The 12,850-nt window shown below is 32.1% G+C and carries 16 protein-coding genes; 12 read left to right on the top strand and 4 right to left on the bottom strand.

Going from position 1 to position 12,850, the window contains the following annotated elements:
* Positions 1-22 precede the first annotated feature (22 nt).
* On the top strand, positions 23-1,297 hold the full coding sequence (gene purD, locus RMO70_RS04730; protein WP_310555264.1) for a phosphoribosylamine--glycine ligase: 1,275 nt from the start codon (positions 23-25) through the stop codon (positions 1,295-1,297).
* On the opposite strand, the gene RMO70_RS04725 is transcribed toward purD, so the two are convergent.
* The gene (locus tag RMO70_RS04725; protein ID WP_310555263.1) at positions 1,289-1,519 is read right to left on the bottom strand and encodes a DUF6341 family protein; all 231 of its coding nucleotides are present in this window, start codon (positions 1,517-1,519) and stop codon (positions 1,289-1,291) included. The two genes, purD and RMO70_RS04725, sit on opposite strands and share 9 nt — an antisense overlap.
* Positions 1,520-1,564: 45 nt before the next feature.
* Here RMO70_RS04725 and RMO70_RS04720 point away from each other — a divergent pair, with 45 nt between their 5' ends.
* On the top strand, positions 1,565-2,494 hold the full coding sequence (locus RMO70_RS04720; protein ID WP_310555262.1) for a DUF6427 family protein: 930 nt from the start codon (positions 1,565-1,567) through the stop codon (positions 2,492-2,494).
* On the opposite strand, the gene upp is transcribed toward RMO70_RS04720, so the two are convergent.
* A complete protein-coding gene (upp, locus tag RMO70_RS04715; protein WP_310555261.1) occupies positions 2,489-3,142 on the bottom strand; it encodes a uracil phosphoribosyltransferase in 654 nt (217 codons plus the stop codon). The two genes, RMO70_RS04720 and upp, sit on opposite strands and share 6 nt — an antisense overlap.
* A 77-nt stretch (positions 3,143-3,219) precedes the next feature.
* Between upp and RMO70_RS04710 the strand changes: the two genes are divergently transcribed.
* Complete coding sequence (locus RMO70_RS04710) at positions 3,220-3,825, top strand: DUF4254 domain-containing protein (protein WP_310555260.1); 606 nt, start codon at positions 3,220-3,222, stop codon at positions 3,823-3,825.
* A gap of 56 nt (positions 3,826-3,881) precedes the next feature.
* Positions 3,882-4,877 (top strand): glycosyltransferase family 9 protein, encoded by a 996-nt coding sequence (locus RMO70_RS04705; RefSeq protein ID WP_310555369.1) that lies wholly within the window; start codon positions 3,882-3,884, stop codon positions 4,875-4,877.
* 7 nt (positions 4,878-4,884) lie between these two features.
* Here the strand turns inward: RMO70_RS04705 and RMO70_RS04700 are convergent, their stop codons facing one another.
* Together RMO70_RS04700 and RMO70_RS04695 are read right to left on the bottom strand one after the other, a co-directional pair.
* Positions 4,885-5,193 (bottom strand): hypothetical protein, encoded by a 309-nt coding sequence (locus tag RMO70_RS04700; protein WP_310555259.1) that lies wholly within the window; start codon positions 5,191-5,193, stop codon positions 4,885-4,887.
* Between the two features lie 112 nt (positions 5,194-5,305).
* On the bottom strand, positions 5,306-6,358 hold the full coding sequence (locus tag RMO70_RS04695) for a ferredoxin--NADP reductase (protein WP_310555258.1): 1,053 nt from the start codon (positions 6,356-6,358) through the stop codon (positions 5,306-5,308).
* 166 nt (positions 6,359-6,524) lie between these two features.
* Here RMO70_RS04695 and RMO70_RS04690 point away from each other — a divergent pair, with 166 nt between their 5' ends.
* The 8 genes from RMO70_RS04690 to atpH all read left to right on the top strand — a co-directional run bounded on the left by RMO70_RS04690 (position 6,525) and on the right by atpH (position 12,850).
* Complete coding sequence (locus tag RMO70_RS04690) at positions 6,525-9,143, top strand: gliding motility protein (RefSeq protein WP_310555257.1); 2,619 nt, start codon at positions 6,525-6,527, stop codon at positions 9,141-9,143.
* Between the two features lie 2 nt (positions 9,144-9,145).
* Positions 9,146-9,532, top strand: coding sequence for a polymer-forming cytoskeletal protein (locus tag RMO70_RS04685; protein ID WP_310555256.1), 387 nt, complete (start codon positions 9,146-9,148; stop codon positions 9,530-9,532).
* The gene (locus tag RMO70_RS04680; RefSeq protein ID WP_310555255.1) at positions 9,519-9,749 is read left to right on the top strand and encodes an AtpZ/AtpI family protein; all 231 of its coding nucleotides are present in this window, start codon (positions 9,519-9,521) and stop codon (positions 9,747-9,749) included. Before RMO70_RS04685 ends, RMO70_RS04680 begins: the two co-directional genes overlap by 14 nt.
* Position 9,750: 1 nt before the next feature.
* Entirely contained in the window at positions 9,751-10,155 is a 405-nt protein-coding gene (locus RMO70_RS04675) for a hypothetical protein (RefSeq protein ID WP_310555254.1), read from the top strand.
* A 97-nt stretch (positions 10,156-10,252) separates the two neighbouring features.
* On the top strand, positions 10,253-11,443 hold the full coding sequence (gene atpB, locus RMO70_RS04670; RefSeq protein WP_310555368.1) for a F0F1 ATP synthase subunit A: 1,191 nt from the start codon (positions 10,253-10,255) through the stop codon (positions 11,441-11,443).
* 102 nt (positions 11,444-11,545) lie between these two features.
* Positions 11,546-11,737, top strand: a complete 192-nt coding sequence (gene atpE / locus RMO70_RS04665) for an ATP synthase F0 subunit C (RefSeq protein WP_100842815.1) — start codon at positions 11,546-11,548, stop codon at positions 11,735-11,737.
* Between the two features lie 77 nt (positions 11,738-11,814).
* On the top strand, positions 11,815-12,315 hold the full coding sequence (locus RMO70_RS04660) for a F0F1 ATP synthase subunit B (protein WP_310555367.1): 501 nt from the start codon (positions 11,815-11,817) through the stop codon (positions 12,313-12,315).
* 1 nt (position 12,316) lies between these two features.
* Positions 12,317-12,850, top strand: coding sequence for an ATP synthase F1 subunit delta (gene atpH, locus RMO70_RS04655; protein ID WP_310555253.1), 534 nt, complete (start codon positions 12,317-12,319; stop codon positions 12,848-12,850).

Below are 12,850 nucleotides of genomic sequence, written 5' to 3'. Positions count from 1 at the left end.
TTCAGATTAAAACAACTACACAATGACAATTTTACTTTTAGGTTCTGGAGGACGCGAACATGCACTAGCTTGGAAAATGCTTCAAAGTGACAAGTGCTCTAAACTTTTTGTGGCACCAGGAAACGCAGGAACTGCTTCTATTGCAACAAATCTAAATCTGAATATTCTAGATTTTGAAGCCATAAAAAAAGTTGTGCTTCAAGAAAATATCGAAATGGTTGTTGTGGGTCCAGAAGATCCATTAGTTTTAGGAATTTACGATTTCTTTAAAAACGATACTGATTTAAAAAACATTCCAGTTATTGGACCATCAAAAGTAGGTGCTCAATTAGAAGGCAGTAAAGAATTTGCCAAACAGTTTCTGGTAAAACACAACATTCCCACGGCTGGTTACAATAGTTTTACCGCAACAACAGTCGAAAAAGGATGTCAATTTCTAGAAACATTACAATCTCCTTATGTGCTAAAAGCCGATGGATTAGCTGCTGGAAAAGGGGTTTTGATTATTCAAGATTTGGCGGAAGCCAAAGAAGAATTACGCAATATGTTAGTGAATCAAAAATTTGGTCAAGCCAGCTCGAAAGTGGTTATTGAAGAATTTTTAGACGGAATTGAGTTGAGTTGTTTTGTCTTGACTGATGGTAAAAACTATAAAATTCTGCCAACCGCCAAAGACTACAAACGCATTGGCGAAGGCGATTCAGGATTGAATACTGGTGGAATGGGTGCGGTTTCTCCAGTGCCATTTGCAGATGCTATTTTGATGGAAAAAATAGAAACTAGAATTGTAAGACCAACCATTGATGGATTAAAAAAAGAGGGAATCGAATATAAAGGTTTTGTTTTTATTGGGCTAATAATCGTGAAAGGAGAACCTATTGTTATTGAATACAATGTACGAATGGGCGATCCCGAAACCGAAGTGGTTATTCCGAGAATTAAAACCGATTTAGTGGAATTATTTCAGGCTGTTGCCAATGAAAAACTCGATACCGTTTCTTTAGAAATTGATTCCAGAAGCGCCACAACCGTAATGCTGGTTTCTGGCGGTTATCCTGAAGAATATGAAAAAGGAAAAGCAATTACTGGAATAGAAAATATTACAGATTCTATCGTTTTTCACGCAGGAACAAAGCAAGAAAACGGACAAGTTTTGAGTAATGGCGGTAGGGTTTTAGCAATCACTTCTTATGGAGATAATTTTCAAGAAGCCATAAAAAAATCTTATCAAAATATAGACAAGCTACATTTTGATAAGATGTATTTTAGAACCGATATTGGTCTCGATTTACTTTAAAAAAGAATGCGCTGTTGTATCTTGATTTTCTTCGTTATTGTCTTTGTGCAATTGCAATTGTTTTACCCAATACCAAGAATAGTAACAACAAATAATGATAAAAGCCCAAGAAATAATATTTGCTAACCACCAGTTGTCCAATTCTAAGAATCGTAACGCTTCGTGCAAGGCCATTAATATTTCGTCATTTAACCATTGTAATGCTTCAAAAAATGATTTCATTTTATAATGTATTATATTTACATTGCAAAAATATAAAATATACTTATGATAACAAGCGTTTTTAGTAAATCTAGACCAATAAATTATGTTTTAATTACAACATTGTTGGTTTTGTGCTTTTTATTGTTTCAATTCCAATCTAATTTCAGTTCAATAACTGCAATACAAATTGGAGAAAAAGTGACCTTATTACTCATATTATTAGGTTCTTTATTTATAACTAATTTTATTACCAAACGCAACGGATTGAGTAAAGACAACAGTTATACTTTTCTATTGTTCTTTGTTTTTTTGATTTTATTTCCAAAAACCCTATCCAATGGTTCGTTAATTATTTCAAATGCATTCCTATTATTAGCACTCCGAAGATTAATTTCACTTCAATCGCTTAAAACCCCAAAAGAAAAAATATTTGATGCTTCCTTGTGGATTTTTGTGGCAAGTCTCTTTCATTTTTGGGTTGTTTTATTTATTATTTTGGTTTTTGTATCTATTATTTTCTATGTTTCAAGGGATTATAGAAACTGGATTATTCCATTTATTGCTTTTTTTACAGTCGTAATTATTGGATTAATGGTTGATTTAATAGTTGGGCAACATTTTATAAATTTATTTTTGAATAAAATAAAGATAGATTTTGATTTAAAATACATCGAAACCATTTTTCAAAACATAGCTTTGTTTATCTACATTTTAACTGCAATAATCGCTTTTTTTTCAATGGTATTTATGGTATCAAAAAAAGCATTAAATATGCAGGCTTCATACAAAAAAATAATTTTTGCCTTTATAATTGGACTTTTGGTTTTCTTTATTTCCCCAAACAAGGATAATAGTTACCTAATTTTCACCTTTGTTCCGGTATCAATTATGTTGACAAATCTTCTAGAAACCATAGAGAAATATTGGATAAAAGAAACAATTCTAGGAATTATAATTGGAGCGAGTATAATTACTTATATTCTTCAGTTATAATTTATCACCGTAAGCTAAGTCACCCGCATCGCCAAGACCAGGAACAATATAGTTTTTTTCGTTGAGTTTTTCATCTAGAGCGGCAACCCACAAATGACAATTGCTTGGAAGATTTTTTTCTAAAAAAGCAATACCTTCTGGAGTAGCAATTACCACCGCAATATGAATTTCTTTAGGTGTTTCGGCTGTAATTAATTTATTAAAAACAGCGACTAATGATTGCCCAGTAGCTAACATAGGGTCTAACAATATTAAATTTTTCCCGTCAAATGAAGGAGCCGCTTGATATTCGACTAATATCTCAAAATAATCATCTTTGTTTGGATGGTGCCTGTAGGCAGAAACAAATCCGTTTTCAGCATCATCAAAAAAACTCATAAAGCCAGTATGCAATGCCAATCCAGCTCTTAAAATGGAACACAAAACCACGTTGTCCGCAATGGTTGTTGTCTGTTTTTGACCTAACGGTGTTTGCACGTTTATTTCTTTGTATTCGAGTGTTTTACTCAACTCATATGCCATAATTTCGCCTATTCGTTCAATATTTTTTCTAAAACGCATACTGTCTTTTTGGATATTTACATCGCGAATTTGGGCTAAAAAATGGTTGAGAATACTGTTTTTTTCAGAAATATAATGAATGTGCATTGTAATAAATTTTGATAAATATTTGTTTTGATAAAGGTATAAAAAGTATATTTGTCTTCAATCAATTCATAGTAAATATGTTTTCACATGTAGCATTTTCCGTTTTTGAACAAAGTATTAACGATTATCATAAGCACGATAGTGTTGAACAACCTATCAATAACCCCTTTCCTCTATCAGAAATTGAGCATTTGTTGTATGCAAAAAACTGGGTTGATACCGTGCAATGGCATTATGAGGATATTATTCGTGATCCGCAAATTGACCCTGTTGCTGCGTTGGTCTTAAAAAGACAAATCGATGCTTCCAACCAAGTTCGTACTGATATGGTCGAATATATTGACAGTTATTTTCTTCAGAAATACAATGCTGTACAAGTTAAATCTTCAGCAAAAATCAATTCAGAAAGTCCGGCTTGGGCATTTGACAGATTGTCTATTTTGGCATTAAAAATTTATCACATGAATGAAGAAGCTACTCGTAAAGAAGCTTCTTCAGAGCATAGAGCAAAATGTCAAGAAAAATTAAATGTGCTCTTAGAACAAAAGAAAGATTTAACCACCGCAATTGATGATTTATTAAATGACATAGAAAATGGCGATAAGTATATGAAAGTATACAAACAAATGAAAATGTACAATGATGATGATTTGAATCCTGTTTTGTATCAAAATAAAAAATAGTTTACATCACTAAGTTGTCAAACATAAAACATATATTGGTAATTAGGCTTTCAGCAATGGGCGATGTCGCAATGACAGTTCCTGTTTTGAAAGCTTTTGTTTTGCAATATCCTGAAGTCAAACTTACCGTTGTTTCACGAAGTTTTTTTAAACCTTTTTTTGATCATATTTCCAATGTGAACTTTTTTGGAGTCGATGTCAATAATCGTCATAAAGGGTTTTTTGGATTGATTCGATTGTTTATCGATTTAAAAAAACTTAATATTGACGCCGTTGCTGACTTGCATAATGTAATTCGATCCAAAGCCATTAGAAAAGCGTTTGTTTTATTTGGTAAAAAAATTGCTTCTTCCAACAAAGAAAGAGCAGATAAAACTGCTTTAACAAGAGCCGAAAATAAAATTTTTAAACCCGTAAAAACAATGTTTCAAATACATTGTGAAACTTTTGAAAGGCTAGGTTTTCCAGTAAATTTATCAAATGTAAAACTTCCTAAAAAGGCAATTTTAAGCCAAGAAATTTTAGATTTGGTTCAACCTGAAAACCAAAGATTAATAGGAATCGCTCCATTTGCACAATACGAATCAAAAGTATATCCACAGGATTTAATGCAAGAAGTTATTGATAATTTAGCCTCAAATCCAGAAAATAAAATTATACTTTTTGGAGGAGGAAACTCAGAAATTGTAGTTTTAGATGAGATGAGAAAAAGCCATAACAATGTAATTGTTGCCGCTGGAAAACTAAACCTTCAACAAGAATTGGATTTAATTTCAAATTTAGAAATCATGCTTTCAATGGATTCAGGAAATGCGCATTTAGCAGCGATGCTAGGTGTAAAAGTGATAACACTTTGGGGAGCCACACATCCTTATGCTGGATTTTTACCATTCAACCAAGATTTTGAAACCGCTATCGTTTCCGATAGAGAAAAATACCCTTTGTTGCCAACTTCAGTCTACGGAAACAAAATTGTGGAAGGATATCAAGACGTGATGCGAACTATTTTACCAAAAACAGTTATCGATAAAATAAAAAAAGAAATACAATAACTCTTTTTTACAACCAAATTCTTTCATCACGACAGCGTTCTAAAATATAACGTTTCAAGTTTGAAATGGTTTCCTGATAATTTGGCGATTCGTAGCCAAAACGTTCATGTTCTACCTGTTCTTTTTCAATAGCATTACACCCTTTTATAACTTCACGAATCATATCGAGTAAAACTATTTCTTTGTTTTTGTCTTTATCAAATTTGAATTCCACAATTTCGTCTTGCAATTGCTCACAATAATCCAAAAGTTTCTCCACTTCTGGTTCCTCAAGAAGGTAGTCTTTTTTTTTGAATAGTTCACGAATTGATTTCATTTTTTTTAATTTCAATTTCAAAAATCAACACAATTACAATTAATTTCAGCTAGAAAAGCTATTCTTAAACTATTAATTTTTGCTATTGTGATTGATTTTTGACTTTGTCGTTTTATACGTCATCATAATCGACAAAAATTTCACTTGATGTTGGATGTGCCTGACAGGTTAAAACTAAACCTTCAGCAATTTCACCATCGGTCAAAATGGAGTTTTTCTTCATTTGAGCCGAACCTTTGGTTACACGAGCCAGACAGCTACTGCAAATTCCGCCTTGGCAAGAATAAGGAGCATCGATACCTTGTTTTAAAGCCGCTTCAAGAAGAGTTTGTTTGGCAGACATTTCAAATGTAGCTTCATCCCCATCGACTAAAACGGTAATTTTAGTGTGTTCGTTTTTGCTAGTGTCAATCGCATTTTCTTTGGTCGAAGTAGAAAAAAGTTCAAACTTTATAGCGGATTCAGCAATGTTTTTTTCTTTTAAAACAGTACTTACCACATTTATCATTTCTTCAGGACCACACAAATAGAACTTGTCAAATTCTTTTTCGGCGTGTTTGTTGTTCATCACAAAATTCACCACAGATTTGTCTATTCTTCCAAAAAGGCTTCCGTCAACTTTAGCTTGACTGTATACAAAATGCACAAAAAAACGACCTAGATAATGTTGTTGTAATTCAATTAATTGATTGTGGAAAATAGCATCATCAGCAGATTTATTACCATAAACCAAAACAAAGGAACTTTGAGTTTCTTGTTTTAAAACCGATTGAATGATAGACATAACTGGCGTTATTCCACTTCCAGCCACAAAGCCTAAGTAGTTTTTTTGACGGTCTTGATGCGGTTCAAACGTGAATTTCCCTTCAGGTGTTCCAACTTCAAGAGTATTACCTACAGCTAGTTTTTCGTTAGCAAATTTAGAAAACAATCCATTTTTGACTGACTTTATAGCAATACGAAGTTCGCCACTATCAGGAGCTGAACATATAGAATAAGCACGACGAATTTCTTCACCATCGAGTTTTAATTTTAAATTCAAATACTGACCCGCAGTGAATTTATAAAAGTCTTGAAATTCTAGCGGAACATTAAAAACTAATGAAATAGCATCTTTGGTTTCTCGTTTAATTTCTTTTATATTTAACTTGTAGAATGTGGACATATTTTAAACTATTTAATGCAAAATTAATAAACGATTTGGACATATTTTAATTAGTTTAAAAAAATTAAAAAATACTTTATATTTCACAATTTCAAAAAGAAACGTATTTTTACCAGTTAGTATACTAAAACACTATTTATTTAGTTACTATTTAAAACATTTTGCATTGAAAACAACTAGTTTAAAATATATTTTTTTTATCATTTTTTCGATTTTTTTAGTAGCCTGTTCTACTAAAAAAAATTCCTTTGTAGGTCGTAACTGGCATGCTCTAAACACAGAGTACAACACACTTTACAACGGTGATGTTGCCTTACAATTAGGGATTACGGAATTAAAAAGTGGCTACAAAGACAATTTTTGGGAGATTCTACCCGTGGAGCGAATGCAGTTAATTGACCAAGCGATGCTTCCAGGACAGAAAACAAAAAACGCAAATTTTGATCGTGCCGAAACTAAAGCAACCAAGGCAATTCAGAAACACTCTATGAATATTGAAGGGCGTGAAAAAAACGCACAAATGGATGAAGCGCACTTGTTGTTAGGAAAAGCAAGATATTATGATCAACGATTCATTCCTGCACTAGAAGCTTTTAATTATATTTTGTACAAATACTCTAATTCGGACAAAATTTATGAAGCCAAGATATGGCGTGAAAAAACAAATATTCGCTTAGAAAATGATGCTTTAGCTGTAAAAAATCTAAAAAAATTAATAAAAACCTATAAGCTTAGTTCTCAAGTGTTAGCGGATGCGAATGCTATTTTAGCGCAAGCACATATTAATTTAGAACAAAAAGACAGTGCCATCGCTCCATTGAAAATAGCATTAGAAGCAACGAAATCAAGAGAAGAAAAAGCACGATATCATTTCATTTTAGGACAACTCTACGAATCGCAGAAATACAGCGATAGTGCTTTTGCTGAATTTCAAGAAGTTATCGAAATGAAACGCAAATCACCAAAACAATATGTAATGCAATCGCACGCTATGCAATCTCAGTTGGTGGATCAAACACAAGACACAATAGCTTTTCTTAAAAAATATGACAAACTTTTTAAAGACAGAGAGAATCGTCCACATCACGATATTTTGAATTATCAAAAAGCTATTTTTTACGATAAGTTGAACAACAAATCCAAAGCAATAACGTTTTATAACAAGTCATTAAAAGCAAAATCTGACGACAATTATCTTCAGGCAAAAACATATAAAAATTTAGCCACTATTTATTTTGACAAAGCAAAGTACATAGCCGCTGGAAAATATTATGATAGTACGTTAACCAAACTTATCAAAAAAAATAGAGAATATTTTAGTATTTTAAAAAAACGAGAAAACCTTGTCGATGTTATCAAATATGAAGATATCGTTCAAAATAATGACAGTATCTTAAAATTAGTTGCTATGTCTGAAACGGGAAGAAAAACTTTTTTTGAAAACCACATCATCAAACTAAAAACCAAAGATGAAACTGCAAAAGCTTTAGAAGCAAAAAAATTAGAAGCAAATAAAAATAATTCAGGAATTTTAGAAATTGAAAACACCTTACCAAGAGAGTTAAGAAAAGGCGACCCTAAAAACGCTACAGAATTTGCAACAGAATTAAACAATAAACCACCCAATAGCGGTGCTGCATTTTATTTTTATACACCAGCAACGGTTGCTTATGGAAAAATTGAGTTTCAAAAACGATGGGGCAAGAGAGATAGAAAAGAAAACTGGCGTTGGTCAAGCGAATCAAAATCAAGTCAGCAAAAAAACATAGAAGTTGTAGAAAATACAACTACAGATTCCAATGATGTTAAGACTATTTCAGAGAATTACACTGCTGATTTTTATTTAAAACAATTGCCAACATCGCAAAAAGTAATCGACAGTTTGGATAGAGAACGTGATTTTGCAAATTATCAATTGGGCGTTATTTATAAAGAAAAATTTCAAGAATTAGGACTTTCAGCTTCAAAATTTGAAACCGTTTTATTAAGTAATCCTGAAGAACGATTGATATTGCCATCGATGTATAATTTATTCAAAATTTATGAAATAACAAACAAGAGTAAAGCTGAAACCATCAAAAACCAAATTATTTTAAACTATCCAAATACGAGATATGCACAAATATTGAGTGGTAAAATTATTGATGAAGAGACACTAACACAATCTCCAAACGACACATACAACAACTTGTACAAGCAGTTTGAAAATCAAGAGTATGCTTCGGTTTCACAAAGCATTGAAAAAAGTTTAACTCAGTTTGCAGGCGATGATTTAATCCCGAAATACGAATTATTGAAAGCCAATGTAACGGGAAAATTAAAAGGAATTACAGAATATAAAAAAGCACTTAATTATGTTGCTTTGAGTTACCCCAACAGTGATGAAGGTAAACAAGCAGAAGATATTTTGAATGTAAATATTCCTAAATTAGAACAAATGAGTTTAGTTCAAAATGATTCGGTGTCTAAAAGTTGGAAATTGCTTTACAAAGCAGGAAATTCTGATGCAATAGAAACGAAAACAGTTATGGACAAAATAAACAACTACATTGCAGAAAAAAAATATGACAACTACAGTGTTTCTTATGATGTGTATACTGAAACAGAAAATTTTGTAGTAGTCCACGGAATTACCTCAAAAGAATATGCTAATTTCTTTATGGAATTGTTAAGAGATACTAAAGAATACAAAATTACAATACCAGCCACAATAATTTCCAGCAGAAATTATTCGGTAATACAAGTCAAAAAGAATTACAATGAATTTCTCGAATTAAAACTATAACTATGTTTGACAACAAACCAAAATCATATACTGATTTACTCGGAAAAACCAACAGAATAGTAGAGGGTACAACTATAAAAGGAAATATTGACTCTATTGCAGATTTTAGACTTGATGGTCACTTAATAGGCGATTTTAATTCAAAAGGAAAATTAGTTGTAGGTCCAGCAGGATGTGTCTCAGGAAACATAACGTGCTTGAACGTTGATGTGGAAGGCAAAGTAGAAGGAAAACTATATATAGAAGAAATCCTAAACGTAAAATCGAAAGCAGTTATTCAAGGTGAAGTTACCTGCGGAAAACTAGCAGTTGAACCAGGAGCAGATTTTAGCGCAACCTGTACAATGAAAACAGACAAATCAGCGCAACTCGAAAATGACGAACAATAATCAAGAAAAAAAAGGATACAATAAGTGGTTGTCACTAATTAATATTCCAATCCAAATGGGAATTATTATTTTCTTGAGTTACAAACTCGGTTTTTGGTTAGACGAAAACCATCCAAGCAAAACCCTCTATTATTACAAATTATTCACAATCTTGGGCGTGTTTTTAGCATTGTATAACGTGTATCGCCAAGTAAACGAAATAGGAAAAAACCAATAAAATGTTCAAACCAAACTTAAAGCAACTAGGAATACTAGTTTTATCAATTATACTATTATACACGTTCCACAAACTATTGTTTTGGGTTTTCGATTTTAAAACAGAAACCTTTACATATTCTTTAGAAATTATTTATCTCTTTTTTTCAAGCTACACCATTATTACAATACTACTATTAATAAAGGTAAAAGAAAAAAACATAGATATTGTAGGAAACACTTTTCTCCTAATATCGTCTACCAAAATGGTATTTGCTTATTTGATAGTGAAACCCGTTTTAAAAAACAGCACAAATAGTTCATTAGAAAAATGGAATTTTTTCGCACTTTTCATAATTTTTTTAGTAGCCGAAACACTGTTTACCATTTATTTACTAAATGCGAAAAACCCAAAAAAACCCAATTAAAAACAACATTTTATTTTTTTTTCTTAAAAAAGAAAAAATAGTAATAAAAATTATACCTTTGTACCAAATTTACAAACGTAGCATTATAGTTTCATATATGATAATTTCAAAGCAATCCCTTAGATTTATATTGACAGCAGCAATTGCTTGTCTTCCATTATTTAGTTTTGCAAATAATGTTTCCGATTCTACTAAAGTTCATACAGAAACAGCACATGCGGTTTCAGATACAGCACATGCAATTACAACAGTATCTCATTCAGAAACCGAAGCTAATCACGATGCTGGTCACGCAGAACCACAAGATCAGAAATCAAAAATCAAAGCATACATAAAACACCACCTTTTAGATTCGCACGATTTTCATTTGTTTTCAAATGAAGAAACAGGGAAACATTATGGTTTTCCATTACCAGTAATTCTTTGGGACAATGGTTTGCAGATTTTTTCTTCCTCAAAATTTCACCACGGAGAAGCTGTTGCCGAATCTAACGGAAACTACTATAAATTGATGCACAATGCAAAAATTTACAAAACCGATGCAGCAGGAACTATAACGGGAGACGAGCATTATCCAACAAATGTGAAACCGCTTGATTTTTCTATAACAAAAAACGTGTTTACCATATTTTTCACTGCGATATTAATGGTGTTGCTTTTTTCAGGATTAGCAAAATCATATGCCAAAAACGGAGGAATCGCATCTGGAGTTGGTCGTTTTTTCGAACCACTTGTATTATATGTGCGTGACGAAATAGCAATTCCAAACATTGGCGAGAAACATTATAAGAAATACATGAGTTATTTGTTGACTATCTTTTTCTTTGTATGGATATTAAACTTATTGGGTTTAACACCACTAGGAATAAACGTTACAGGAAATATTGCCATTACAGCTTCTTTAGCCTTAATTACTTATTTAATTACTACTTTTTCAGCAAATAAAAACTACTGGGGACACATATTCTGGATGCCAGGAGTTCCGACACCAATGAAATTTGTTTTAGCACCAATTGAATTGTTAGGAACTATTATCAAACCATTTTCATTAATGATACGTTTATATGCTAACATTTTAGCAGGTCACGTCGTGTTGATGAGCATAATAGCTTTGATGTTTTTCTTTAAAAGTTGGATAGGAAGTAGCTTGTCTTTCGGACTAGCATTTGCATTGTCATTACTAGAATTATTAGTAGCATTTTTGCAAGCATATATTTTCACAATGTTGTCAGCGCTTTATTTTGGTGCTGGAAACGAAGAGCATCATCACGAGGAAGCTCATCATTAATAGGTTAGTTGTTTAACCTTTAATTTGTTTAATCGATTCAACGAATAAACGAATTAACGATTAAACCATAAAAACAAATGTTTAATTTTTAATATATATAATATGGAAGGTTTAAATTTCGTAGGAGCGGGTTTAATTGTTATCGGTGCTGGTTTAGGTATTGGTAGAATTGGTGGTTCAGCAATGGACGCTATCGCTCGTCAACCAGAAGCATCTGGAAAAATTCAAACTGCAATGCTTATCGCAGCTGCACTTATTGAAGGTATTGGTTTTGCAGCGTTATTCGCAGCTTAATTAAACAAACAGCAACAGTTGTAACGGTTGGTTATAACTGTTGTTTTACTAAAGTTATTATTTAATAGAATTTATATATTATGAAGTTATTAGAAGATTTTTCGTTAGGATTGTTCTTTTGGCAAATGTTAATTTTTGTAGCATTAATTTTTTTATTGAAAAAATTTGCTTGGAAACCTATTCTTGACGCAGTAAACGAAAGAGAAGAAGGAATCAAAAACGCATTGCTTTCTGCAGAAAATGCAAAAAAAGAAATGCAAAATCTGCAAGCAAGCAACGAACGTACTTTGCAAGAAGCCCGTTTAGAGCGTGATACCATGCTTAAAGAAGCCAGAGAAATCAAAGAAAAAATGATTGCTGACGCTAAAGAAGAAGCAAACACGCAAGGCTTACGAATGATAGAGCAAGCTAAAACAGCTATCGAAAGTGAAAAAAACGCAGCTATGGCAGAGTTAAAATCTCACGTATCTAGCTTGTCAATTGAAATTGCCGAAAAATTACTAAAAGAAGAATTATCTAACAAAGATTCACAAATGAAATTAGTGGAAAAAATGTTAGGTGATGCAAAATTAAACTAATATGTCAAATTCAAGAGCAGCCATTCGCTATGCGAAAGCGATTTTAGATTTAGCTACTTCAAAAAGCGTTGCTTCAGAAGTTAGTCAAGATATGACTTTAATTGCAAACACTATTGAAGGTAACTTAGAGTTGAGTTCGTTTATCCAAAATCCAACAATCAGAGTTGAGGTTAAAGAAAGTGCTTTAATGGAAGTTTTTGCATCAATAAACAACGTAACAAAAGGACTATTTCATTTGTTATTTGAAAACAAAAGATTTGAAATTTTAGATTCAATTGCGATTGAATACAACAAATTGTTTGATGAAGCCAATGGTGTTCAAGTTGCTAATGTGACTACTGCCATTGCAATGACACCAGAATTGGAAGCGAAAGTGTTGGCTAAAATAGCTACCTTTTCAAACAAAAAAATCACGATTAAAAACACAATAGATGCTTCCATCATTGGAGGATTTATTTTGCGACTAGGCGACAATCAATACAATGCGTCTGTTGCCAATAGATTGCAAGTTTTAAAAAGAGAATTAACTAATTAA

This window comes from Flavobacterium sp., from assembly GCF_031422135.1.
Lineage (GTDB): Bacteria > Bacteroidota > Bacteroidia > Flavobacteriales > Flavobacteriaceae > Flavobacterium.
The sequence above is the reverse complement of the archived record's forward strand: the minus strand, read 5'-3'. Positions and strand labels throughout refer to the sequence as shown.

Coding starts and splice junctions, on each gene's coding strand:
- purD (WP_310555264.1), top strand. CDS start 23: ATGACAATTTTACTTTTAGGTTCTGGAGGACGCGAACATGCACTAGCT.
- RMO70_RS04725 (WP_310555263.1), bottom strand. CDS start 1,519: ATGAAATCATTTTTTGAAGCATTACAATGGTTAAATGACGAAATATTA.
- RMO70_RS04720 (WP_310555262.1), top strand. CDS start 1,565: ATGATAACAAGCGTTTTTAGTAAATCTAGACCAATAAATTATGTTTTA.
- upp (WP_310555261.1), bottom strand. CDS start 3,142: ATGCACATTCATTATATTTCTGAAAAAAACAGTATTCTCAACCATTTT.
- RMO70_RS04710 (WP_310555260.1), top strand. CDS start 3,220: ATGTTTTCACATGTAGCATTTTCCGTTTTTGAACAAAGTATTAACGAT.
- RMO70_RS04705 (WP_310555369.1), top strand. CDS start 3,882: ATGGGCGATGTCGCAATGACAGTTCCTGTTTTGAAAGCTTTTGTTTTG.
- RMO70_RS04700 (WP_310555259.1), bottom strand. CDS start 5,193: ATGAAATCAATTCGTGAACTATTCAAAAAAAAAGACTACCTTCTTGAG.
- RMO70_RS04695 (WP_310555258.1), bottom strand. CDS start 6,358: ATGTCCACATTCTACAAGTTAAATATAAAAGAAATTAAACGAGAAACC.
- RMO70_RS04685 (WP_310555256.1), top strand. CDS start 9,146: ATGTTTGACAACAAACCAAAATCATATACTGATTTACTCGGAAAAACC.
- RMO70_RS04680 (WP_310555255.1), top strand. CDS start 9,519: ATGACGAACAATAATCAAGAAAAAAAAGGATACAATAAGTGGTTGTCA.
- RMO70_RS04675 (WP_310555254.1), top strand. CDS start 9,751: ATGTTCAAACCAAACTTAAAGCAACTAGGAATACTAGTTTTATCAATT.
- atpB (WP_310555368.1), top strand. CDS start 10,253: ATGATAATTTCAAAGCAATCCCTTAGATTTATATTGACAGCAGCAATT.
- atpE (WP_100842815.1), top strand. CDS start 11,546: ATGGAAGGTTTAAATTTCGTAGGAGCGGGTTTAATTGTTATCGGTGCT.
- atpH (WP_310555253.1), top strand. CDS start 12,317: ATGTCAAATTCAAGAGCAGCCATTCGCTATGCGAAAGCGATTTTAGAT.